This window comes from Pseudonocardia sp. Cha107L01, from assembly GCF_052566575.1.
In genome coordinates, this window is the sequence record NZ_CP199579.1 from 2,351,679 (window position 1) to 2,374,352 (window position 22,674).

Sequence of the window (22,674 nt, forward strand, 5' to 3'; positions counted from 1 at the left end):
GCGAGGATTCAGTCGCCTACGTAGGGGTCCGTCGCACCGGCCGCGCGTCTCAATGCGTGCCGTACCGCTCGGATCGCGGGGTGCGCCTCGCTACCGAGTCGGACCACCGTCGACAGCGACCGGGCCTGCCCCGGCAACTGCTGAAACCCCTCCGGGCGCGGGCGTCCCCGCCAGGCGAGCGCCGGGACGAAGGCAGTGGCGTGCCCACCTTGGACCAGCTCCAGATGAACCGACATATCACTGGCCTGGAACCGCACATCCGGCTCGAACCCGGCCTCCCGACACTGCGCCACAGCCCAGTCGCGAGCGACGGTGCCGCACGGCTCCATGACCCAGACGTCGTCCCGGGCATCAGCCAGCGTTGTCCCCCCGTTCGAAACAGGCCGGGCCAGTCCGATCGGATCAGCGCAGAGTGGCTCCCGATCGGTATCGGACAATATCGGACCGCGAAACCCTGGGTACTCCTCGCAGATGACCAGGTCAAAATCGCGCGCGAGAAGCGCCGGCAGCGCCACTTCGGGTTCTGACTGTGCGACCTCCACCCGCAGCCCGCTGTGCACCCGCAGGGCGGCCAACGCGGCGGGGGCGATCGCGACCGTCGCTGTCTGGAACGAGGCGATGCGCACGGTCCCTCGTGGCCGGTCGGTGAACGCAGCGAGCTCGGATTCGGCCCGTTCGAGTTGCGTCAGCACCGCCTTGGCATGGACGACAAGTGCTTTGGCCGCCTCGGTCAGGCGCACGTTCCGGCCGGTGCGCTCGAGCAGCGGCAGGCCTGTCTCCACTTCCAGTTGGGCCAGTTGCTGCGACACCCCCGATGGTGCGAAATGCAGTGCGGCTGCCACAGCCGCGATCGTGCCTCGGCGATCAAGCTCGTAGAGCAGTCGAAGGCGACGCACGTCAAGCATCACTCAAGCTTACGGGTCTGGTCGAAATCAGACAGCAGTACCGAGCAATCCCCGTATATGGCTCACTGTGACTGATGCTCAAAGCTCAGATACGGTACCTTTACCGACTGATTCTTTCCGGTCACGCTGAGGACATGGCGATCTCGACGTCCCTACGGAACGCGCACCAGTGGTACGCACGAGGTGAGGCACAGCGGTGGCGCTGTCCGCCCGCGCCGCAAGAGGTGCAGGCCTTTCACCAAAGTCTGCCCGGCTATGCCCCGACGCCACTGGTTGAGGCGCCGACGCTAGCGAGGGAGCTCGGCGTCGCACGAGTCTTTGTGAAAGACGAGTCCGCACGGCTGGCGCTGCCGTCCTTCAAAGTCCTCGGCGCCTCCTGGGCGATCTTCCGAGCGCTCAGCTCGCTGGCCGAGAACGACACCAGCTCGAACAGGGACGGCACCGGTCCGGTGACGTTCGCCCGACTGCGAACATTGGCGCACTCGCTCGGCCGGATCCAACTCGTCACCGCGACCGAGGGGAACCACGGCCACGCCGTGGCGCGCATCGCCAGCCTGCTCGGCCTTCCCGCCGACATCTGGGTGCCAGATGTAGTCCCACCTGATGCGATCGCCCGCATACGGAGCGAAGGAGCGAAGGTGACGGTCACGGCCGCGTCGTATGACAAGACCGTCATCGAGGCGGCCGCCTACGCGGGGGACACCGGGAGCGTCCTCGTGCAGGACACGTCCTGGTCCGGCTACGAACAGATTCCGGAGTGGATCGTCGAAGGCTATTCCACCCTGTTCCGGGAGATTGATACCCAACTTCACGCCGCACGCGCTTTTCCCGCCGGCCTGGTGGCGATCCCGATCGGAGTCGGGTCCTTGGCCCAGGCAGCGATCACGCACTACCGATCGGCGCTTCGGCCGGCTGAGGTGACCGTGCTAGGAGTGGAACCAGACGCCGCGCCGTGTGTCCTGCGAAGCCTGGTCCTCGGTACTCCCGCATCGGTGCCAGCCGCCACAACGAACATGACGGGACTGAACTGCGGCACGCCTTCCAAGATCGCGTGGCCCTATCTGGAGAAAGGCCTGGATGCGGCGGTCACGGTCACCGATCACGAAGCCGCGCGCGCGGTAGACGACCTCGCGGCGATAGGGCTCGCCTCAGGACCTAGCGGTGCCGCGTCTCTTGCGGGCGTCCGCGCGACTCTGCTGGGCGCCGCCGACCGTCGCACGCTCCTCAACGTAACGGCCGGCACGTCATTGGTGCTGCTCAGCACGGAGGGACGGAGCGGGTCGCCGGGTGACGCTCAGTCGAGTCCGAGCTGGCTGACGTCCTCCTAGGAACTCGGCTCCGCGCCCGACAGTTTTGTCAACGTGCGTCAAGCCGGCGTTAATTCAGCCGACCCCAGCGTCAAGGACGCGCAACGTCCCGTCCGAGCGCGGGTTTGAGGCAGGACTGTTGACAGCTGTGCTGACGGCACCGCTCGGCGGCTCCCTGTCCCTGGCGTGACGATCAGGACCCAGTGGGCCCAGGTTGTGTGGCCAGCTCCGATCCCTCCGACTGTGAGACGGACATGGATGTCACCCGCGAACAGCGTCACGGCTACCGGGTCCTGCGCGTGACCAGGCGGATCCTGCGCGAAGCCAACCCCCGATTCCGCCGACCCATCATCGGTGTCCGATGAACAGGGGTGGGGGCTGGTGGGTGTGGGTTGAGTCGCAGCTGCAGGCTCACCGGGCGCTCGTCGTCGGCGTTGCCGCGCTGCTCCCGCTCCTGGCCTGTGCGGTGCTCACTCTGTTCCGCGACAGCATCGCGAATACCAATGCCGCCCTCGGTCTGGTCCTCCTCATTGTCGCGGCGGCCTCCACCGGCATCCGATCCGCTGGCCTCGTCGCCGCGTTGTCGAGTGCGGCTTGGTTCGACTTCTTCCTCACCGAGCCCTACACGCGGTTCGACATCACCGGCCGCGCCGATATCGAGACCGCGGTGCTGCTCATGCTCGTCGGCGCCGCCGTCACCGAGGTCGCACTCTGGGGCCGGCGCCAACAAGCCCGCGCCAGCCGCCAGCAGGGCTACCTGGACGGCGTGTTGCGGACCGCCGCGTCCGTGGGCGCCGGCCGATCCTCCACTGATTCGCTGCTTGACCACGTGTGCGAACAGATCGTCGAAGTCCTTCAGATTGACCGCTGCCGCTTCGATCCCGGCGCCGGTTCCACACTTGCGACCATCGACAACGACGGGACCGTCACCTACAACGCCCGCCCCTACAACCTCAGTCGTCTGGGCCTGCCCACCGACACGGAGATCGCGCTGGTGGTCCAGAGTCTCGGCGTCGTTCATGGCCGATTCCTTCTGACCTCCACCAGCGGCGTCGTCAGACCAGCACAGGAGCAGCTGCGCGTGGCGGTCGCGCTTGCCAACCAGGTGGGCGCCGCGCTGGCCGACCAACACCGGTGAGGGCCATGAGCCGATCGGGCACGGCTTCGTCAGCGGTCGACCGGCAAACGTTTCGCCCCTGGCGGAAAGAGAGCCGCGGCCCGTTCGAGCTGTCTACGGTGGCTTGGCAGGCCAGGAAACCGTGGGGGACGTGTGGGAACGATCACCGGTACCGCGGCGGGCGTACCGTTCACGGCGCTCCCGCCGACCGGTTCCGCCGAGGGCCCCGCGCCGTTGATCGTGACCTGGCACATGCTGGACGCGCCCCGCACGGACGCGGCCTTCGCGGCCGCGCTGCCCATGACCGGGGTGCCTGCCTGGCGGGTGCACCTCGGCATGCCGATGTGTGGCGCACGGATGGTCGGCGGCCGAGTCGACGCCATCATCGAGCTCGCCCGCAAGGACGCGTTGATGGCTTTCCTGGCCCCGTTCGTCCACCAAGCCGCTGAGGAGTTCCCGGCCGCGCTGGTCGCGCTGCGCGATCAGCTTCCGGTCGACGACGGGCCGATCGGCGTCCTGGGCGGTTCGCTCGGCGGTGCCGTGGCGCTGGAGGTGCTGACCATGCGGCGGGCTCCGATCAAGGCGGTCGCACTGGTCAACCCGGCTGTGCGGATACGGTCCGTCGTCGGGCTCGTCGTGACCGGCATGACTGGCTCCGGAGAGCCGTACCCGTGGACCGCCGAATCCCGCAAGACAGCCGACGAACTGGACTTCGTCGCCCGCGCCGAGGACGTCACGGCACAACCGCCGCTGCTGCTGGTCAGCGGCGAACTGGACCACCCGGCACTACGGACGGACGCGGCTGCCCTCATCGACGCGCTACGCCGGCGGTACGCGCACCCGGACGAGGTCGAACTGAGGACCGTGCCGGACCTGTCGCACCCGCTGGCCGACGAGCCCGGACTGGAACCGGCCCCGCAACGTCCCGCCGCCAAGGTGGTCGACGGGATCCTGACGCAGTGGTTCCTCCGGCAGCTCACAGCGAAGTGAGCGACGGCGCCGGCCTCGGCGACGGGGTATAGACCAGGCACAACCACACCGGCCCAGGGCCGCGTCAGCGTCGGCGCGCCGTGGGATCACGTCGCTTCCTGCCAGCGCGCACTCTGTTGATACCCCTGCGACCTGTCGGGTCGCGCCGAGCAGCTCGGCCTGTCGCCAGCGCTCGGCGCGCACCGGAGATCCAGGCGCTGCCGCTCCCTGGCCCTGAGATAGCGGATATTGAACATCCGGTCGCACGATGTCGTTGACATCGAACATCTTAGATGTGAAACTGCACATCGCAAATGTTTGCTTGTTCGGCGCAGTTCATCTGCTCGCTCGCCCACACCAGCCTCTCGTCCTGGAGGAACCCCGTGGCCGTCGCCGATCCGGCATCGCCGCTACCAGCGGCTTCGCCCCAACCCGACAAGATCGTCCATTCCGACCTGCGCAAGGGTTCGATCGGTCTGGCCGGTGTCCTGATGCAGTCGGTCGCCCAGATCTCGCCGACGCTCGGGATCTTCTACACAATCGCCTTCACCACCGGCCAAGCTGGGCGGGCCGCGCCGCTGACGTACCTGGCGGCATTCGTGGTGTGTCTGATCATTGCGGTCCCGATGACCGGGCTGGCCCGGCATCTGCCGTCGGCCGGTGGCTTCTACACCTACGTGTCACACGGCATCGGGCCGCGCTGGGGTTTCCTCACCGGCTGGCTCTACGCGATCATGGTGACGATCGTGCCGGCGGCTCTGGCCGCATTCACCGGCGCCGTCCTGCAGGACGAACTCAGCGCGAAGATCGGTTTCGGTCTGCCGTGGTGGGTGTATGCGCTGGCGATTCTCGTGGTGTGCTTCGCAAGCGCTTACCGGGGCATCGTCATTTCCATCAGGTTCCTGGTGGTGATGTCGTTGTTCGAGATCGCGGTCGGGCTTGGTCTGGCGCTGACCGGTCTGCTGCACCCCGGCCCCGGCGGGGTGAACCTCACCGGATTCAACCCCGCCAGCATCGGTTCCTCGTCCGGCTTCTTCCTTGCGATCGTGCTCTCGATCTTCGCTTTCACCGGTTTCGAGTCCGCGGCCGCGGTCGGAGAGGAGTCCCGCGATCCCAAACGCCTCGTTCCGAAGGCCCTCTCCGGCTCGCTGGCGCTCATCGGGCTGTTCTACGTGGTCTGTGCCTGGGGTCTGCAGATCGGGTGGGGTACCGACAATCTCGACGCGCTGGCGAACTCCTCGACCGCGCCGGCGTTCGTGCTCGCCGACCGGTTGTGGAGCGGAGGCTCCGTCGTCGTGCTGATCGCGCTGGTCAACTCCGGACTCGGCGTGTGCATCGCCTGCACCACGAGCTCCACCCGCACGATCTTCGGCATGGCGCGGACCGGCTCGCTACCCTCGCCACTGGCCAGGGTCAGCACAACCTTCGCAACTCCGATCACGGCTGTGTACCTGCAGACCGCTGTCGCTATTGCCATCTGCCTCGCGGTCGGCATCCCGCTGGGCCCGTACAACCTGTTCAACCTGCTCGGAACCACCGGCACGTTCGTCTACATCCCGATCTTTATTCTGATGAACATCGCGGCATTCAGGTACTTCCGCACGACCCATCCCGACGAGTTCCGCGTCCTGCCGTTCGTCGTGTGCCCGATCATCTCCACGGTCGCGCTGCTGACCATCGGCTACAACAGCATCGTCCCGTTGCCCGCGGCGCCGGTCGTGTTCGCGCCGGTCATCGCTGCCGCCTACCTCCTTCTCGGTGCCCTGGTCCTGTTCCGCCGTAACCTGCGGCCTGGGCGACGCGGTTGGATGGCAGACGCCGGCGAGCTGCCGGACGTGGCCTGAGCCGTTCGTCGAGGAGAGGAGAACCGGGTGCAAGCCGAGGAACGCCAGCAGACGATCCTGCAGCTGCTCGACGCCCGCGGTCAGATCACGATCGCTGATCTCAGCGACCGGTTCTCCGTCTCGGAGATGACGATCCGTCGGGATCTGGCCCAACTCGAGGGCGAGGGCCTGCTCCGGCGCACGCACGGTGGGGCGGCCCGCACGCGCAGCGGCAGCTTCGAACCGCCGTTCGCGCTGCGCTCCCGGCTCAACCTCGCGGCCAAGAGGGTGATCGCCGGCAGCGTCGCACGTCAGCTGCAGGACGGCCAGACGCTGATCCTCGACGGTGGGAGCACCGGTACCGCCATCGCCGAGGCCCTCGTCGGGCGCAACCTCACCGTCTGCGCCCTCAACATGCGCGTTGCCGACATCCTGGCCTCCTCACCGGAGACCCGGGTCATGATCCCCGGCGGCCTCGTCCGCCACGGCGAGCAGTCTCTCGTCGGTCCCGCCGCCGAACGCACGCTGCAGGACCACCGGTTCGACACGTTCGTCATGACCGTCTCGGCGATCGACGTCAGCGCCGGACTCACCGAATGGAACGTCGACGACGCCGCTGTCAAACGAGCCGCGCTCGCCTCGTCGTCCCGGTGCATCGTGGCGTGCGACTCCTCCAAGTTCGGCCAGACCGCCTTCGCGCGGATCGCCGGTCTCGACGCCGCCGATCTGATCGTGACCGACACCGAGCTCGGCAGCGCCCAGCGAGACGCGCTGTCAGTCCTGGGCACCACCCTCCACATCGCCTGACCAGCCCCGGGCGACGACGCTTCCACGCGAGAAGAGCACAGCCATGCCCTCATCACCCCTGCCCGCCGAGGTCGACACGATCGTTGTCGGCGCGGGCACCGGCGGCTCGGCCTTCGCCGGGATGCTGGCCAACCACAGCTCCGACCCGATCCTGCTGCTCGAGGCAGGGCCCGACTACGGCCCTTACCTCAGCGGCGCCTGGCCGGACGACGTCCTCGACGCGAAGGCGATCCCGCTGTCCCACGACTGGGACCTCACCACCACGAACGCGAACGAAACCCAGCTGGACCTGCCGAGGGCGAAGATCGTGGGCGGGTGCTCGTCGCACAACGGCTGCACGATCTCCCGCGGCGCCCGGGAGGACTACGACGACTGGGCGCGCCGCGGCAACCCCGGGTGGGAGGCCGCCACGGTCGAACCCCTGCTGGACTGGGCCCACGACCGGTTCCGGGTCCGCCGATACCAGATGGCTGAGCTCACCACAGCCCAAGCGGCGTTCGTCGCGGCGGGAGTGCACACCGGGCTGCCCTTCGCCGACGACCTCGACGACATCGACGCCTCGATCGGTATCGGCCCGATGCCGGTCAACATCGTCGACGGCACACGCTGGAACGCCGCGTTCGCGTTCCTGGATCCGGTACGAGCCGCGGCGCACCTCACCATCGCCGGTGACGCGCTCGTGCGCCGGGTCCTGCTCGACGGCGCTCGGGTGGTCGGCGTCGAGGTGGCGTGCGCCGACGGCACCACCACAACTGTGCGTGCGCGCCGGGTCGTCATCGCCGGCGGTGCGTACCACTCGCCGACGCTGCTGCAGCGATCAGGCATCGGCCCGGCCGACCAGCTCGCCGCGGTCGGCACCGACCCGGTCATCGACCTGCCCGGTGTGGGGGAGAACCTGCTCGACCACGCCTGCGTGCAGCTCGACTTCCACGGAAAGGACGGCCTGCTCGACGAACTCGCGCGGACTCCGTGGAACCCCGACGAGCAGACCGTGGGCCGCGCCCGCTCCTCCCGCTGCGACGGCGGACCCTACGACATCCACGTCTTCATGGTCGCCGGGGCGAACAGTGGCCATCCGGGGCTGCCGCCGATCAGCCTCTACGGCGGGGCGATGCGGGCCCGCTCGGCGGGCCGGGTGATGATCCGCGACAGTGGCCCCGGTACCGCACCACTGGTCGAGCACCGCTACGGCACCGATCCGGACGGGCACGACCGGGCCGTGCTCACGGAGGCGCTCGACCTGCTGCGCACGATGACCTCGGAGCCCGACCTCGCCTCGATCATCGGCCGGCCGGCGCACGACGACCGCGACCCGCTCGCCCACATCGCCAGCTACTGCCACCCAGTCGGAACGTGCAGGATGGGCACCGCATCGGACAGCGGAGCCGTCGTCGACGCATCGGGAGCTGTGCACGGTATCGAGGGGCTCTACGTCGCCGACGCGTCGGTCATGCCCTCGATCAGCCGAGGCAACATCAACCTCCCGACGGCGATGATCGGTGCCCGGATCGCGGCCGGCCTACTCGACCTCGCCCCAGTCACCGCCGCGAACGCCGCGGCCGCCACACCATGACCGCCTGTCCCGACGAGCGAAATGAGTACCGCACAGTGAGTCCGACGACCCCCTTCGAGGACGACATCGCCGAGCAGCCGGGAGCGCTGCGTGCCTTCGCGCAGTCGACGACCCCGACCGACCTCGCCGCTCTGCTGGGCGGCCGCTACGACCGGATCGTCCTCAGCGGCATGGGCTCGTCGCACTTCGCGGCACTGCCGACCTGGAGACAGCTCGTCGCGGCGGGACTACCGGCGTGGTGGGTCGACACCGGGCAACTCCTCGACTCACCTCACCTGATCACACCAGCCACACTCGCCATCATCACGTCGCAATCAGGAGCCAGCGGTGAGGTGGCCGCATTGATCGACCGGGATCGCCGAACCCAGACGTCGACGCTGATCAGCGTCACGAATGACCCGAGCAGCCCACTCGGTCGCGGCGGCGACGCGCTGCTGCGGCTGCACAGTGGCGACGAGGCGACCGTCAGCACCAAGAGCTACCTCAACTCCCTCGCCGCCCACCAGCGGATCGTGCAACTGCTCACGGGCGTGCCCGGCCAGGACCCGTGGCACACGGCGAAGGTCCTCGAAGCGCTCAGCCCCGCCGCGGTCCTGGCCGAGATCGCGACGACGTTCGCCACCACCCCCGACGCTCGGATGGTCTTCGTCGGCTTCGGCGACCACGCCGCGACCGCGCTATACGCCGGCCTGATCACCAAGGAAGCATCGAAGATCCCCGCCGAGGGCTACATCGGCGGACAGTTCAGGCACGGACCCCTCGAGCTCGCCGGACCCGGCCTGACCGCCGTTCTGTTCAGCGGCGGCGGCAGCGATCCCGCACGGCCCTCGCTCCAGCAACTGGGCACCGACCTGCTGCGATCCGGTTCGACCGTGCTGGCCGTCGGCGACCTCGGACTCAGCGGGGCGCACGAGATCTCCACCCCTTCGCCCGGTCTGCTCGACCAGCTCGCCCATGGTGCCGTCGTCGCACAGCACCTCACCGTCGAGCTGGCCAGAGCCAGGAACATCACCCCGGGCTCCTTCCTGTTCGGGAGCAAAATCACCAGCGCGCTATGAATGCCCCGCCCCGCCCGCACGAGGCCGGGCCGGTGACCGTGGGAGTCGACCTCGGCGGCACTGGAACACGCATCGTCGTCCTGGACGCCGACGGCACCGTCCGCCGCGAGACGAGCAGCCCGACCGCCGCGGGGATCTCGCCCACCCGGGCCGCAGCCGAGCTCGCCGACAGCATCGCCGCGGCCGCGGCCGGTTTCGCGCTGCGTGCGGTCGGTATCGGCGCCAGCGGCCCGGTCGACCGGCTCGGAGTCATCCGCAACCCCGACACACTGCCTGCCTACTCCGACATCCCCATCACCGACATCATCAGCGACCGACTCGGCATCGGCTGCGTCATCGACAACGACGCCGTCACCGCCGCTATCGGTGAACACAACAACGGGGCCGGCCGCGGGAGCGACACGCTGCTCGTCGTCACGCTGGGGACCGGCATCGGTGTGGCGCTGTTCTGCCACGGCCATGCCGCCCGAGCCGCCGACGGCAGTCACCCCGAAGCCGGACACCTCGCCGTCAACGGCCCATCGGCACCCTGCTACTGCGGGCTCCCGACGTGCTGGGAGCAACTTGCCTCCCGTACCGCGCTCGACCGGCTCACCGGCAACAGATCGGCCGAACTGGCCATCAAGGCGCGCACCGGAGATCCAGACGCTGCCGCCGTGTTCGATGTCTACGGCCGACGAGTCGGGGCCGGACTCGGAACCCTGCTCACTCTGCTCAAGCCGGATCGTGTCGTCATCGGCGGCGGCGCGGCGCGGTATCTCGACCTGGCCGAGACGGGCATGCGGCGCAGCCTCCGCCGGGCCCCCGGTTTCACCGCGGTGCTCGAACTGCGAGCCGCTGAACTCGGCAACCTCGCCGGCGCGATCGGCGCCGCGATCCTGGCGAGAAGGACAGCTTAGGCGAAGGAGATCGTCGCGGTGGCGGTCCTGTCCGAGGTCTCCAGCGACCTCAACTAAGGGACCTCGACCCGTCGGTCGTCGAGGCTGAGTTGCAACGATGACCATGGATCCACATAGGCGGAGACGTCCATTCTGGCGTCGACCGTGGCTGAGAAGTTGAGCGCACCAGAAGTCATCGGCCAGCACCGAACGGTCAGCGTGTGCGGCCCGGCCTCAATCGGCGTCCGGACCTCGCCCCCATTGCCAAGGTCATCGAGCCGATAGCCGTCGAGGAAGAGCCGGAATCTACGCCCGTTGCCCGGAGACGGGAGAACCGGTCGATGAATGATCAACCGCGCCATCGTGGATTTCCCCTCAACCCGCGGTGCTGAGCGCACGACCGCGCCCTCTCAGAACTCACCGCTCGCCCCTCCCCGCCCGCAAACCGCGGTACCTCTCGCCTTCGCATACTCCGTCCTCGCGGTACGGCGGCAGCGGCGCTTTTGCGGAGCCTTGATGGCAATTGGGCAAAGATGGATACGGCCTGAACGGGCGTCCGATATGTCCCCCGCCAGCACGGATGTGACCAGGAAGAACTTGGTACGTTGCGGTTAATTTGGTTCGGAGATTGATCCGTGAGAGGGCTGCGACAGTGCCGATGGTGAACAACGCCATCTACATCGATGGCAAGCGCGCGATCCAGCCCGCCTCGCTGGATCAAACCTACGACGAGCTGCGGCGCTGCCCCGACACCGGACACAGCTTCTGCTGGATCGGGCTGCTGCGGCCCTCCGAAGCGGAGATCCAATCGGTCGCCGAGGAGTTCAACCTGCATCCCCTCGCGGTCGAGGACGCCATCGACGCCCACCAACGGCCGAAGCTGGAACGCTACGGCGAGACGCTGTTCGTCGTACTGCGCCCGGCCTGGTACGTCGACCCGGTCGAAGTCGTCGAGATCGGCGAGCTGCACCTGTTCCTCGGCCCCGATTTCGTCGTGGCGTTGCGCCACGCCGAGAAGCCCGACCTCGCCGAGGTGCGGCGCCGCCTCGAGGAGACCTCCGACCTGCTCCGGCACGGCCCCTACGCGGTGCTCTACGCGGTGCTCTACGCGGTGCTGGACAAGGTCGTGGACGACTACGCACCAGTGCTGGACGGGCTGCGCGGGGACATCGACGAGATCGAGATACAGGTGTTCGACGGCGACCCCGAGGCCTCTCGACGGATCTATCAGCTCAGCCGTGAGGTGATCGAGTTCCAGCGCGCCGTCGAGCCCCTGACCGACGTGCTGATCCAGCTCCGCGAGATGCTCAAGGACCGCGCCGGCGGAGCGGAGGTCGAGCTGCGACGACTGCTGCGCAACGTCGCCGATCACGTGACGCGGGTGATCGAGCGCCTCGACGGATTTCGCCAGCTGCTCACCGACATCCTCTCGGTGCACGCCACGCTGGTCGCGCAGCGACAGAACGCGGAGATGACCAGGCTGACCGAAGCGAGCTATCAGCAGAACGAGCAGGTCAAGCGCATCTCATCGATCGCGGCGATCCTCTTCGCGCCCACCCTCATCGCCGGCGTCTACGGGATGAATTTCACCCACATGCCAGAACTGCACTGGGTGCTCGGCTACCCCATGGCGATCGCGCTCATGCTGGCGCTCCCGCTCGTGCTCTACCTGGTGTTCCGGCGCCGAGGATGGCTCTAGCTACTCTAATGAGACCGTTCGGTGCAAAAAGCCGAGGATCGCGGTCGCCGTCAGGTGGCTCTCACCCAAAAAACGGCGTGTCACGTACCGGTTAAATCCGGGAACCCGCTCTGCGCGTCGACCGGGAGGCACTTGGGGTCGCTCAGGGTAATGCGGTGGGGCGTGCACCTCTGAGGTCTGGGAGGTGAAGGTGCCGGCGCGTAGTCGAGCGGCCGAGCGTTGAGTCTCGAGCGAGCGACGGTCCTATAGTCGCAGTTCACGGCTGCTAGAGACACCTGTGTTCGCTGCCGGGGCGACTCGTGACGAGCGCTGCGGCGTGCCCGTCCGAGCCGGATCGCTGTCGGTCGACGGGCCTCGATGCGAGCGATCTCACAGGTCGCGCAGGGCGGCCGAGAGGTGAATAAAACATCCGGCAATGAGCGCGCAACTTCCAAAATACGCCATTGTAATGCCGGTTCGGGATGGTTTGCCGCGATCGCCGGCCGGCCATCGACCATCCGTCGGTCCTGCAAGTTCCTCGTCAGCACCCTCACATCGGAGCAGCCATGACCATCAACTTCACGATGTCCGACGAGCAGAAGAAGTTGCAGTACGACGTACGGGCGTTCGCGGAGAACGTGCTCAAGCCCGTCGTAGCGGAGGCGGACGCCGAGCCGGATCCACTCAAGGGTTTCCAGATGACCAAGCCGGCGTACATCGAGGCCTACAAAGCCGGGATCGCGATGTGCATGCTGCCCAAGGAGTACGGCGGCGGCGGGGTCTCCTGCGTGGACCTGGTCATCGCGGCCGAGGAGATCTGCGTGGTGGACCCGGGGTTCGCCTGCACCGTGCTGTGTAACGGGCTGGGGCTGATGCCGGTCGCCTGGTACGGCTCCGAGGAGCAGAAGTCGAGGTTCCTCGGCGCCGCCACGTCGGACCCGAGCGGCGAGTACCTGGGTGGCTGGACCGCCAGCGAGCCCCCCGGTAACCCGTCGGGTACGGCGAACTTCGACATCCCGCTGCCCCGGCCGGCCGGCGTCGGCCTGACCGCCACTCTCGACGGTGACGCCTACGTCGTCAACGGTCGCAAGTACTGGCCCTCCTCGGCCGGCTGGGACGAGCGCGGTGTCAACTCAGGCACCCTCATCGTCCGAACCGACTCGGAGAAGGGCGGCACCGAGGGCCTCTCCGCACTGATCCTGGAGCGCGACACCCCGGGCGTCACCTACAAGCACCTCGACAAGACCGGCCACCGGCTCGCGTCCAACGCCGAGATCACCTTCGACAACGCCCGGATCCCCGTGGAGAACCTGATGCCCGGCGCGGTGGGCAACGGCGACCTCGTGATCAACCGGAACTTCGCCTGGTCCGGCCCGGTGGCCGCGATCGCCGCGGTGGGGATGGCCCGGGCGGCCTACGAGATGGCGCTGGACTTCGCCAAGGGCAACACGGCGGGAGCGCTCAAGCCGATCATCGGCTTCCAGAACGTCGGCTACGTGCTTGGCGACGTTGCGTCCAAGATCGAGATGGGTCGGTACTTCTCCTGGCGGGCGGCCGACTACCTGGACAAGCACGACCACCACGCTGAGCTCGTCGGCGCGATGAACAAGATCCAGGTGACCGAGCTGATGTTCGACTGCGTGTTCAAGTGCATGCAGATCGTCGGGGTGAACAGCCTGGAGGTGAAGAACGGGTTCGGCAAGATCCTGCGTGAGGCCTCCGTGCTGCCGATCTACGACGGCGGGAACATGGGCATGCAGCGCCGCCGGGTGCACGGCATTCTGGCCGACCCGATGTTCAACCCGCGCGCGATCATGGAGGACGACTACGTGAAGTTCGAGAAGCACCACGAGTCGATCGACACCATCGCCGGCTGATCCGCCGGGATCCCCGGCCCGATCCGCGCAGCGAGGTCGGGCCGGGGTCTTCCATGTCTGCCCTGGCGTCGCCGCCAGTTCCGGTCGCACGGCCGGCTCGCCGACAGGTACGGTTCGTGCCGGTCCCGATCGAGACGAGCCGAGCATGAAACACACGAGCCACGCGGATTTCGCTCTGCGTGTCCTGATGTATCTACGCGTGGCGCCCGGGCGACGCGGATCCGTCGGTGACATCGCCGTGGCGCACCGGGTATCCCGGCACCACCTGGACAAGGTGGTCCAGCGGTTGGCGGCCGCGGATCTCGTAGAGACCACCCGAGGTCGCGGCGGCGGTGTCGCGCTCGTCCGGGATCCCGCCACGATCACGGTGGGGGAGGTCATGCGGGTGATGGAGACCGACTTCGCCGTCGTGGAGTGTCTGGGACCTGCTCGGTACTGTCGCATCGCCGGCGTCTGTGGCGCCCGCAACGTCTTCTCGCGGGCGTTGGACGCCTACTTCGCGGTTCTCGACGAGGCCACCCTCGAGGAGATCGCGAGCAACGACCAGGGGCTGCGCGGCGCGCTCGGGATGATCCGCGGCGTCGCCGGGCACTAGACACGCTCTGAACCCACCGAATTCGGCCATAACGGTGTGGCCTCGGAACAGCCGGCGAATGACGTCGGTCGAACGCAAAGCCATGCGTGCGGTCGCACCGCGCTCGGGTAGGAGGCTCCACCGTGGGTGTCGATTTCGAACTGACCGCCGAGCAGAAGAAGCTCAAGTACCAGACCCGCGAGTTTGCCCGTGAGGTTCTGCGACCGGCCGCCGAGATGGCAGATGCGCAGCCCGATCCGCAGGAGGCGTTCCGGGCCATGAAGCCGGTCTACGAGCAGGCCGCGGCCATGGGCATGCACACGATGTTCCTGCCGAAGGAATACGGTGGCGGCGGCGCCACGAACGTCAACTTCCTGATCGCGATCGAGGAACTGTGCGCGATCGACCCCGGCTTTCCCACGATTCTGCTCGTGAACGGGCTCGCGCTCATGCCGTTGCTCTGGTTCGGCACGGACCAACAGCGGGAGAAATGGATCGGCCGGGCGACCGCTGACACCCGGGGTGATTTCCTCGCGGGCTGGGCCGTGAGTGAACGCGGCGGAACCGCCAACTTCGATCATCCGAGTCCGCGGGCCGGCATTCAGCTCACCGCCGATCACGACAGGTCACGTGGGCAGTATGTGCTGAACGGGGAGAAGCACTGGCCGTGCAACTCCGGCGGGTGGGATCTCCGCGGCGCCGACGTCAACCTCTGCATCGTCCGGACAGACCGGGCCCAGGGTGGGAAAACGGGTCTGAGTGCGATCCTCGTCGAGCGCGACACCCCCGGGATCGAGTACGAGGTGATCGACAAAATGGCGCACCGCGCCTGTCAGAACGTGACGATGACATTCCACGGGGCACGTGTCCCGGAGGAGAACCTGCTGGCCGAGGGTGACGGTGACCTGGTCATCAACCGCAACTTCACCTGGTCTGCCCCGATCGCCAGCATCGCTGCTGTCGGCGTGGCGCGCGGTGCCTACGAGTTTGCGCTCAAGTGGTCGAAGACCTACACAGGTGGCGGATCGAGCCCGATCATCAACCACCAGGCGGTTGGGAACCTGCTCACCGAGATTGCCGCGAAGATCGAGGCCGGCCGCTACTTCTGCTGGAAAGCTGCTCATTACATGGACAAGTTCGGCGACCAGGGGCACGCGCTCGGAGGGATGAACAAGACGTTCTGCGGCGATCTCATGCAGAGTGTTGTGTTCGATTGCATGCGCGTTGTCGGCGTCAATGCTCTCGATCGCAAGTTCCCCATGGACAAGTTCTATCGAGAGGCCGCGGTCTTCTCGTTGTACGACGCGGGCAATCTCGCGATGCAGCGGCGCAGGGCGTGGGGCGTCATGGCTGATCGGTCCTTCTCGCCAGACACGTTCGTGGACTCGGAGCCACTTGAATTCACCAAGTCGATGGAGGGCTACGGGGTGATCACGGAGATCGGCTAGTTGAGGCGGAACTGGCGACCGGTGGTTCCTTCGTCGTAGGCGGTACCCGGAGAGCCAGGCGCTTGAGGCCTTGGGTCCTGGCGTTTCGCCGCTATCCGCAAATCGGTACGCAGATCTTGTGACCGATGGTCGCTATCTGCGATAGTGGCTCGATGCGACACCGGACGGTCGTCATCACGGAGCTGGACAAGGAGACGGTGCAGGTCGTCTGCGACTGCGGTTGGCAGAGCGGGGTGTTCAGCGCCGACTGCGCCGGCGGCCGGCTGGGCGCGCGTCAGCAGGCCGCCGCGGCCGAGGATCTGCACCGGTGGGACATCGAGCTGACGGACTCCGGGCCAGTGCGGAACCGCTACCCCCGGTCGGTCCAAGGGCGGCGTTGAACGCACGTCTGCATCAGAGCCTGGTGGCGGTGCACTCGATCTCGGTCTGCCCGGCCGAGGCAAGGGTGGCGATGAAGTCCTCGGGGTCGGAGTACACGCGGTCGGCCACGAGGCTGGCCGTGACGGGCATGTCGACGGTGTCGGTGGCGAACGGGTAGGGGTCCAGCGCCAGGGTGAACCGGCCACGGGCCCGGCAACGCAGTTCGCCGCGCCCGTTCGGGGCGGGGAGCGGGGCGATGACTCCGTCCGCGCCGTGGCGGAGCGCGAACTGCAGGGAGATCCGGTCCCAGACCTGCAGGAGAAGGTAGGCCGACATCACCTCGGGCACCTCGTGCGGTGCACCGGGTGCGCGGTGTCCCACAGCCTCGCTGTACAGGTTCGACTGCAGTGCGGCCATGTCGGCGAGGAACTCGTTCACCAGAGCGCGCTCGACGTCGGTGAGCGCCTGCTCGCCGACCTCCTCGAGGCGGTACGAGCCGTAGCGGTCGTTGTAGAGGCCCGCACCGTGCATGCTGACCAGCAGGCCCGTCCACGGGTCGAGTTGGGCGGCGCGTTCGATGCCAGCTCGGTAGGCCGGGATGTGCTCGCGGGGTTTGACCTGGTGAAACTGTATGGGCTGACCGCTTGCCGGGTCGATGTCGGGATGGCGTTCCCAGATCGCCCAGCCGTCGTCGTGATGGGCCGCGGCCAGGCGCTCGGCCGCACGATGTTCCGTCGGCGGGGGCACTTCGTCGTTGCCCCAGGCTTCAGCGATCAGTCCGGTCTGCAGACCGTGGTCGGGTTGCCGGACGACAAGCAACCGCCCGTCGTACCTACTCAGAATCATTCGCCGTCCTGATGCCGGTTGCTGACCACGCTGTGCGAATCATGCCATCGCGGCGCCGTTCACCGGGCGTCATCGTGGTCGAGCGCCCACGGGCCGAGTCGTGACGCGAGGTGCAGCGCCAGCTCGAGGGCGAGGCGCCGGTCGGCCGGCGGACGGGCGAGCACCTGCTCGGCGCGCTCCAGGCGGTAGCGCACGGTGTTGTGGTGGACGCCGAGCCGGGCGGCGGTCGCACGGAAGTTGCTGTTCGCCGCGAAGAACTCCTCGAGTGTCGCGCGGAGCTGGCGCGCCGCGTCGTCGTCGGCCGCGAGCGCGCCGAGCTCCGTGCGGACGAACGTCCGGCACCATTCGGGGTCGACCGAGCAGACCGCGGCGACGGCGACGTTGTCGTAGCGGGTGAGGGTCCCGGGACCGCACTGGGCGAGTTCAGCGACCCGCAACGCCGCGAGCGCTTCGCGGTGACTCTCGCGGAACCCGGCCAAGCCGCGTCGTGGCCGACCCTGTGCCGCGACCAGCGACGCGTCCGGCGCCGGAGCGACCGATGGCGCGGCGGCGTACGGCACCCAGCACCAGGTCGTCTCGAGGTCAACACGGACGATCAGCGGTCGGCCGTTGCTGATCGCGGCGGTGAGCTGCCGCACCGCCGCACCGGCGTCGCCGGCCAAGTGCCGCAGGACGAGCGCGACGTGTCGCCCGGCGAGGTCGTAGCCGAGGCGCGCGCTGGTGGCCGCGATGTCGAGGTCGGGGTCGGTCAGCGCCCTCCGCACGTCCTCGACCTGGGCCAGTGATCGCTCCCGCGCGAGGCGCTCGGCCTCCTCGCGATACTCCTCGGCCAGGCGTTCGCTGACCTCGTCGAGCCACCCGAGTACGAAGCTCGTGCCGGCCTGCGCGACCGCGACGGCGTCCGTGCCTGCCCCGGCGTGCACGGCGACAGCCTCGGCCCACTGCTCGGTCCAGTGCTGGGCGCCGATGCGGTAGGCGCGCATCACCGCCGGGAGAGCCAGCCCGCGCTGGACGAGCGCGCGGGTGAGCTGCCGAACCTCGACGGTGGGCGCTACCGCGTGCATCGGCACGTTGCGGATCAGCCCGTCGAGCAGCGCATTGCTGTTGGCCTGACAGCTGGCGACGACCAGCGCGCTCGCGTTCATCCGCGCGAACTCCGGCAGCCGGGAGTTGATCCGGTCGGCCAACTCCGCCCCGAGTTGGGGCGACTCGGGGAGCAGAGCGGCCGCGACCGTGCGGACGCGGGCGAGGGTCTCCGGGCTGGTCGCCACGCTGGTCACGACAGCGGAGCTTCGCCCAACCGCGCCAAATGGTCAATTCGGGCCGTCGGGCCTGACCGGTTGACCGTAGCCGGGAGCGTCTTCTGGATCTTAGAGTTCATCAACATCCTCAATGTCGGAGGTGCGCGTCATGCGGGCGGACAACGATGTCGTCGTCATCGGTGCGGGGTTCGGCGGCCTGTACGCGGTGCACAAGCTGCGCGACGAGCTCGGGTTGACCGTTCAAGGCTTCGACCTCGCCGGCGGCCCCGGCGGCACCTGGTGGTGGAACCGCTACCCGGGTGCACGGTGCGACATCGAGTCGGTGCACTACTCGTACTCGTTCTCCGACGAGATCCAGCGCGAATGGCAGTGGACCGAACGCTTCCCGGCGCAACCGGAGATCCTGTCCTACCTCGAGTTCGTCGCGGACAAGCTGGACGTCCGCAAGGAGTTCGAGTTCGCCACGAGGGTGACGTCCGTCGTGTGGGACGACGAGGACAAGACGTGGACGGTCACCACCGACTCCGGTGCGAGCACTACCGCCCGGTTCGTCATCGCCGCCACCGGCAACCTCTCCATCCCCAAGGCGCGGTCGGAGTTCCCGGGCCTGGAGGGCTTCGCTGGCGAGGTGTACGCGACCAGCAGCTGGCCGCACGAGGGGGTCGACCTCGCCGGCAAGCGCGTCGGTGTGATCGGAACCGGGTCGACCGGGATCCAGGTCATCCCGGAGATCGCGCGCCAGGCCGACCACCTGACGGTGTTCCAGCGCACCGCCAACTACGCGGTGCCGCTGCGCAACGAGCCGGTCGAGCCGCCGCGGCGTCGCTGGCTGGCCGAGAACTGGCGGCAGGTCCGCGCGAAGTCCCGCGACCGCTTCCTCGGGGCGCCCTACGAACTGCCCGAGCCGAGCGCGCTGGCGGTCACCGAGGAGCAGCGCCGCGCGCGCTACGACCGACTCTGGGCCGAGGGCGGATTCCGGATGGTGACGTCCAGCTACGGCGATGTGCTCTTCGACGAGAAGGCGAACGACACCGTCGCCGAGTACGTCCGGGAGCAGATCCGCGAGCGCGTGCACGACCCGAAGACCGCCGAGCTGCTGTGCCCGACCGACCACCCCTACGGGACCAAGCGCCCGGCACTCGAGACCGACTACTTCCTCACCTTCAACCGGGACAACGTCGACCTGGTGGACGTGCGCACCTCGCCGATCGAGGAGGTGACCGCCACCGGCGTCCGGACCGGCGAGCGGGAGTACGAGCTCGACGTGATCGTCCTGGCCACCGGCTTCGACGCGATCACCGGCCCGCTGCTGAACCTCGGGTTCGTCGGCCGCGACGGGGTCACCCTCGCGCGGCGCTGGGCCGACGGGCCGCGGACCTACCTCGGGATCGCGGTGAGCGGCTTCCCGAACCTGTTCACCATCACCGGGCCGCAGAGCGCCGTCGCGCTCTACAACAACCCCCTGGCGATCGAGGACCACGTCGAGTTCGCCGCGGCGGCGATCAAGCACGTGCTCGACTCGGGAGCGGTGACGATCGAGACGAACGAGGCCGCGGAACGTGCCTGGCAGGCCGAGGTGGAGGGCATCCTCAACCTGACGCTGCTGCCCAGGGCGAACTCCTGGTACATGGGCGCCAACGTGCCCGGCAAGCCCAGGGCGACGTTCGTGTTCGCCGGCGGGGCGCCGCTCTACCGGGCAATCTGCGCCGACGTGGTGAACAACGGCTACGCCGGCTTCGCCATCGGTGCGGAGCCCGCTTCCGCGATTCCGCCGATGGTCCAGCTCGACCCGGGCGTCGCGACGGTCGTCGGGGCGATGCTGATGCAGGACATGAAGCCACTCGAGGAGTGCACGCTCGAGGAGACGCGGGCGGCGATCGAGGGCTTCGCGATGATGCAGACGCCACCCCCGGCCAGCGTGCGCGTCGTGCGGACGACCTACCCCGGGCCCTCCGGCGACCTGCCGGCGCGGATCTACCTACCTGACGCCGAGGGCCCGCTGCCGGTGATCGTCTACTTCCACGGCGGCGGGTTCGTCGCCGGCAGCATCGACGCGTGCGCCAAGCCGTGCGCCACCCTGGCGGACGAGCTGGGCGCGATCGTCGTCACGCCCAGCTACCGGCTCGCCCCCGAGGCGCCGTTCCCGGCCGCGACGGACGACACGTACGCGGCCCTGTGCTGGACCGCCGACACGATCGCTGAGCACGGTGGGGACCCGGAGCACATCGTCGTGATGGGGGAGAGCGCCGGTGGCCAACTCGCCGCGGTGGCCGCACAGCGGGCGCGCGATGAGCACGGGCCGCGCCTGCTGGCGCAGGTGCTGCTCTACCCGACCATCGACGCCGAAGCCGACACCGCCTCACGGATCGAGTACGCCGCCGGGCCGGTACTGAGCGCCGTGGCTGCACAGGGCATGTGGGCGGGTTACCTGGGCGATATGTCCAACGCGACGTCACCCCTCGCCTCCCCGGCCCGCGCCGACTCGCTGGCCGGGCTGCCGCCGGCGCTGATCCTGAGCGCCGAGTGCGACCCGCTGCGCGACGAGGGCGAGGACTACGGGCGTGCGCTCGACGCCGCAGGAGTCCCCACCCGGGTGCGGCGCCTCAGCGGGCTGGTCCACGGCGCGTACAACATGTCCGCGTTCGTCCCGAGGGTCGCGGAGTTCAATGCGGCGGTGGCCGACTTCCTCCAGCCGTTGACGAGCCGCCCCCGGGCCGGCGTCTGACGGCGCCGAGGGGTCAGTCGCGTCGCGCCTCGATCAGCCAGGCCGCCGAGTCGTAGAACACGCCGCGGTCGGTCTGGTGATCGACCATGCTGGCCCGCAGGGTGTCCAGCGCACCGGCCCTGGTGTCGGCGTCGAGGTCGTTCAGCAACCCGGCGAGTTGGCCGGAGATGAACTGGTGGGCGTCGTCGGGGTCACTGCCGACGCACATGGGCTCGTTCAGGCCGCGCAGCTCCACGCCGGCGAACCCGGCCGAGGTCAGCAGTCCCCGCACCCGGTCGGGATCGCTGAGCGAGAACGGGCCGGGCGCGTCCGGCGGTGGGACGGGCAGCTCCCGGCCGGCGGCCAGGATGGTGCGGAAGACCCGCTGCCACTCGTTGACCCGCAGCGGCTGCCAGGTCAACAGGACGAGGCGCCCCCCGGGGCGGACGGCCCGGGCGATGTTCGTGAACGCGGCGAGCGGATCGCCGAAGAACATCGAGCCGTTCCGACTGATCGCGAGGTCGAATCGCCGATCGGGAAAGGGGTGGACCTGGGCGTCGGCCTGCTCGAACGTCGCGTTCGTCACCTGCTCCTCGTCCGCCAACCGGCGCGCGAGCTCGATCATGCGTGAGGACAGGTCCACACCGAGTGCGGACCCTGCGCTGGCCCGCCGCGCGGCGTCCCGGGTTGTCTGTCCGCTGCCGCACCCGATGTCGAGCACGTTCGCGGTCGCGCCGATCGCCGCCGCGTCGAGGAACTGGCCGTGGTAGCGGGCGACGCCGGTATCGAAGCGATCGGCGTTGGCCGCCCAGAACGCACCACCGTCGCCGTCCCAGGAGCCCAGCTGCTCCACATTGGAGGGGTCAACCCCCACCGCGTTGCTGTCCGACATCCAGCACCCTCCCGGCGCGGTCCCGGTTGGGGACAGTAGGAGTCGGCCGGAGGGCGGGCCAACGATTTGGATGCTGTGCGAGCTCCTCAGCCCGGGTAGTTCCTGGACGCGGCCTCGCGCCGGACATGGCAGTGCCCCGGTGACCAGTTGACCTGGTCGCCGGGGCACCGCATGCCCGACCGTTCACTCAGATGGAGAGGAAGCCCAGGAAGTGGCCGGTGTCGATGTTGTGGCTGGCACCGTTGTCGGCGCTGAAGTCCGTGGAGTGGCTGTCGTTGTCGTCGGCGTACGCAACGCCCGCTGCGCCGAGGACGGCGATCGCGGCGGCCACGCCGGCGATGATGGCCTTCTTGAACATGTGCGGTGTCCCTCCGATTGCTCATGGTCCGCGGCTGGTTACCCAGGGTTGCGAAGTCCTGTACTCCTAACGCAACGAGGCAGTGGCCGTCGCGTCACGACCTCGTTCGGGACTTGCCGCGTACAGGTGACGGAGCTTCCACTCGACGGCCGCACGCGGTCGCCGTGCTCGGGCGCGCCCCCGGCGGTTCCCTGGGACTATGGGGCCGACCGCTGGGGGTCACGCACGGACTAACGGG

Annotated in this window: 19 protein-coding genes; 14 read left to right on the plus strand and 5 right to left on the minus strand. The window is 68.5% G+C overall.

The window, feature by feature from the left end; translation table 11 throughout:
* Window positions 1-8 precede the first annotated feature (8 nt).
* Window positions 9-905 (minus strand): LysR family transcriptional regulator, encoded by an 897-nt coding sequence (locus ACTXG6_RS11220; RefSeq protein WP_445187709.1) that lies wholly within the window; start codon window positions 903-905, stop codon window positions 9-11.
* Window positions 906-1,129: 224 nt separating this feature from the next.
* On the opposite strand from ACTXG6_RS11220, the gene ACTXG6_RS11225 reads away from it, so the two are divergent.
* The 13 genes from ACTXG6_RS11225 to ACTXG6_RS11285 all read left to right on the plus strand — a co-directional run bounded on the left by ACTXG6_RS11225 (window position 1,130) and on the right by ACTXG6_RS11285 (window position 16,394).
* The gene (locus ACTXG6_RS11225; RefSeq protein WP_445189974.1) at window positions 1,130-2,233 is read left to right on the plus strand and encodes a diaminopropionate ammonia-lyase; all 1,104 of its coding nucleotides are present in this window, start codon (window positions 1,130-1,132) and stop codon (window positions 2,231-2,233) included.
* Between the two features lie 364 nt (window positions 2,234-2,597).
* A complete protein-coding gene (locus tag ACTXG6_RS11230) occupies window positions 2,598-3,350 on the plus strand; it encodes a DUF4118 domain-containing protein (RefSeq protein WP_445187710.1) in 753 nt (250 codons plus the stop codon).
* A gap of 132 nt (window positions 3,351-3,482) precedes the next feature.
* Window positions 3,483-4,319 carry an alpha/beta hydrolase family protein gene (locus ACTXG6_RS11235; RefSeq protein ID WP_445187711.1) on the plus strand — a complete coding sequence of 279 codons (837 nt, stop codon included), beginning with the start codon at window positions 3,483-3,485 and terminating at the stop codon, window positions 4,317-4,319.
* Between the two features lie 362 nt (window positions 4,320-4,681).
* Window positions 4,682-6,142, plus strand: a complete 1,461-nt coding sequence (locus tag ACTXG6_RS11240) for an APC family permease (RefSeq protein WP_445187712.1) — start codon at window positions 4,682-4,684, stop codon at window positions 6,140-6,142.
* Between the two features lie 27 nt (window positions 6,143-6,169).
* Window positions 6,170-6,928: a DeoR/GlpR family DNA-binding transcription regulator gene (locus ACTXG6_RS11245; protein ID WP_445187713.1), complete on the plus strand. Its 759-nt coding sequence runs from the start codon at window positions 6,170-6,172 to the stop codon at window positions 6,926-6,928.
* Window positions 6,929-6,971: 43 nt separating this feature from the next.
* Window positions 6,972-8,501 carry a GMC family oxidoreductase gene (locus ACTXG6_RS11250; protein WP_445187714.1) on the plus strand — a complete coding sequence of 510 codons (1,530 nt, stop codon included), beginning with the start codon at window positions 6,972-6,974 and terminating at the stop codon, window positions 8,499-8,501.
* Between the two features lie 35 nt (window positions 8,502-8,536).
* Entirely contained in the window at window positions 8,537-9,559 is a 1,023-nt protein-coding gene (locus tag ACTXG6_RS11255; protein WP_445187715.1) for an SIS domain-containing protein, read from the plus strand.
* The gene (locus ACTXG6_RS11260; protein WP_445187716.1) at window positions 9,556-10,458 is read left to right on the plus strand and encodes an ROK family protein; all 903 of its coding nucleotides are present in this window, start codon (window positions 9,556-9,558) and stop codon (window positions 10,456-10,458) included. The genes ACTXG6_RS11255 and ACTXG6_RS11260 overlap by 4 nt, the downstream gene beginning before the upstream one ends.
* A 637-nt stretch (window positions 10,459-11,095) precedes the next feature.
* Window positions 11,096-12,136: a magnesium and cobalt transport protein CorA gene (locus tag ACTXG6_RS11265; RefSeq protein WP_445187717.1), complete on the plus strand. Its 1,041-nt coding sequence runs from the start codon at window positions 11,096-11,098 to the stop codon at window positions 12,134-12,136.
* Window positions 12,137-12,681: 545 nt separating this feature from the next.
* Complete coding sequence (locus ACTXG6_RS11270) at window positions 12,682-13,992, plus strand: acyl-CoA dehydrogenase family protein (protein ID WP_445187718.1); 1,311 nt, start codon at window positions 12,682-12,684, stop codon at window positions 13,990-13,992.
* A 145-nt stretch (window positions 13,993-14,137) separates the two neighbouring features.
* Window positions 14,138-14,587 (plus strand): RrF2 family transcriptional regulator, encoded by a 450-nt coding sequence (locus ACTXG6_RS11275; protein ID WP_445187719.1) that lies wholly within the window; start codon window positions 14,138-14,140, stop codon window positions 14,585-14,587.
* Window positions 14,588-14,709: 122 nt separating this feature from the next.
* Window positions 14,710-16,014, plus strand: coding sequence for an acyl-CoA dehydrogenase family protein (locus ACTXG6_RS11280; RefSeq protein ID WP_445187720.1), 1,305 nt, complete (start codon window positions 14,710-14,712; stop codon window positions 16,012-16,014).
* 152 nt (window positions 16,015-16,166) lie between these two features.
* Complete coding sequence (locus ACTXG6_RS11285) at window positions 16,167-16,394, plus strand: hypothetical protein (protein ID WP_445187721.1); 228 nt, start codon at window positions 16,167-16,169, stop codon at window positions 16,392-16,394.
* Between the two features lie 13 nt (window positions 16,395-16,407).
* On the opposite strand, the gene ACTXG6_RS11290 is transcribed toward ACTXG6_RS11285, so the two are convergent.
* On the minus strand, window positions 16,408-17,220 hold the full coding sequence (locus ACTXG6_RS11290; protein ID WP_445187722.1) for a DUF3891 family protein: 813 nt from the start codon (window positions 17,218-17,220) through the stop codon (window positions 16,408-16,410).
* A gap of 59 nt (window positions 17,221-17,279) precedes the next feature.
* Window positions 17,280-18,500: a PucR family transcriptional regulator gene (locus ACTXG6_RS11295; protein WP_445187723.1), complete on the minus strand. Its 1,221-nt coding sequence runs from the start codon at window positions 18,498-18,500 to the stop codon at window positions 17,280-17,282.
* A gap of 130 nt (window positions 18,501-18,630) precedes the next feature.
* Between ACTXG6_RS11295 and ACTXG6_RS11300 the strand changes: the two genes are divergently transcribed.
* Window positions 18,631-21,207 (plus strand): flavin-containing monooxygenase, encoded by a 2,577-nt coding sequence (locus ACTXG6_RS11300; protein WP_445187724.1) that lies wholly within the window; start codon window positions 18,631-18,633, stop codon window positions 21,205-21,207.
* Window positions 21,208-21,220: 13 nt separating this feature from the next.
* Here ACTXG6_RS11300 and ACTXG6_RS11305 read toward each other — a convergent pair whose 3' ends face one another.
* Both ACTXG6_RS11305 and ACTXG6_RS11310 read right to left on the minus strand, forming a co-directional pair.
* Window positions 21,221-22,078, minus strand: coding sequence for a class I SAM-dependent methyltransferase (locus tag ACTXG6_RS11305; protein WP_445187725.1), 858 nt, complete (start codon window positions 22,076-22,078; stop codon window positions 21,221-21,223).
* 187 nt (window positions 22,079-22,265) lie between these two features.
* Window positions 22,266-22,436 carry a hypothetical protein gene (locus ACTXG6_RS11310; protein ID WP_445187726.1) on the minus strand — a complete coding sequence of 57 codons (171 nt, stop codon included), beginning with the start codon at window positions 22,434-22,436 and terminating at the stop codon, window positions 22,266-22,268.
* Between the last annotated feature and the right edge of the window lie 238 nt (window positions 22,437-22,674).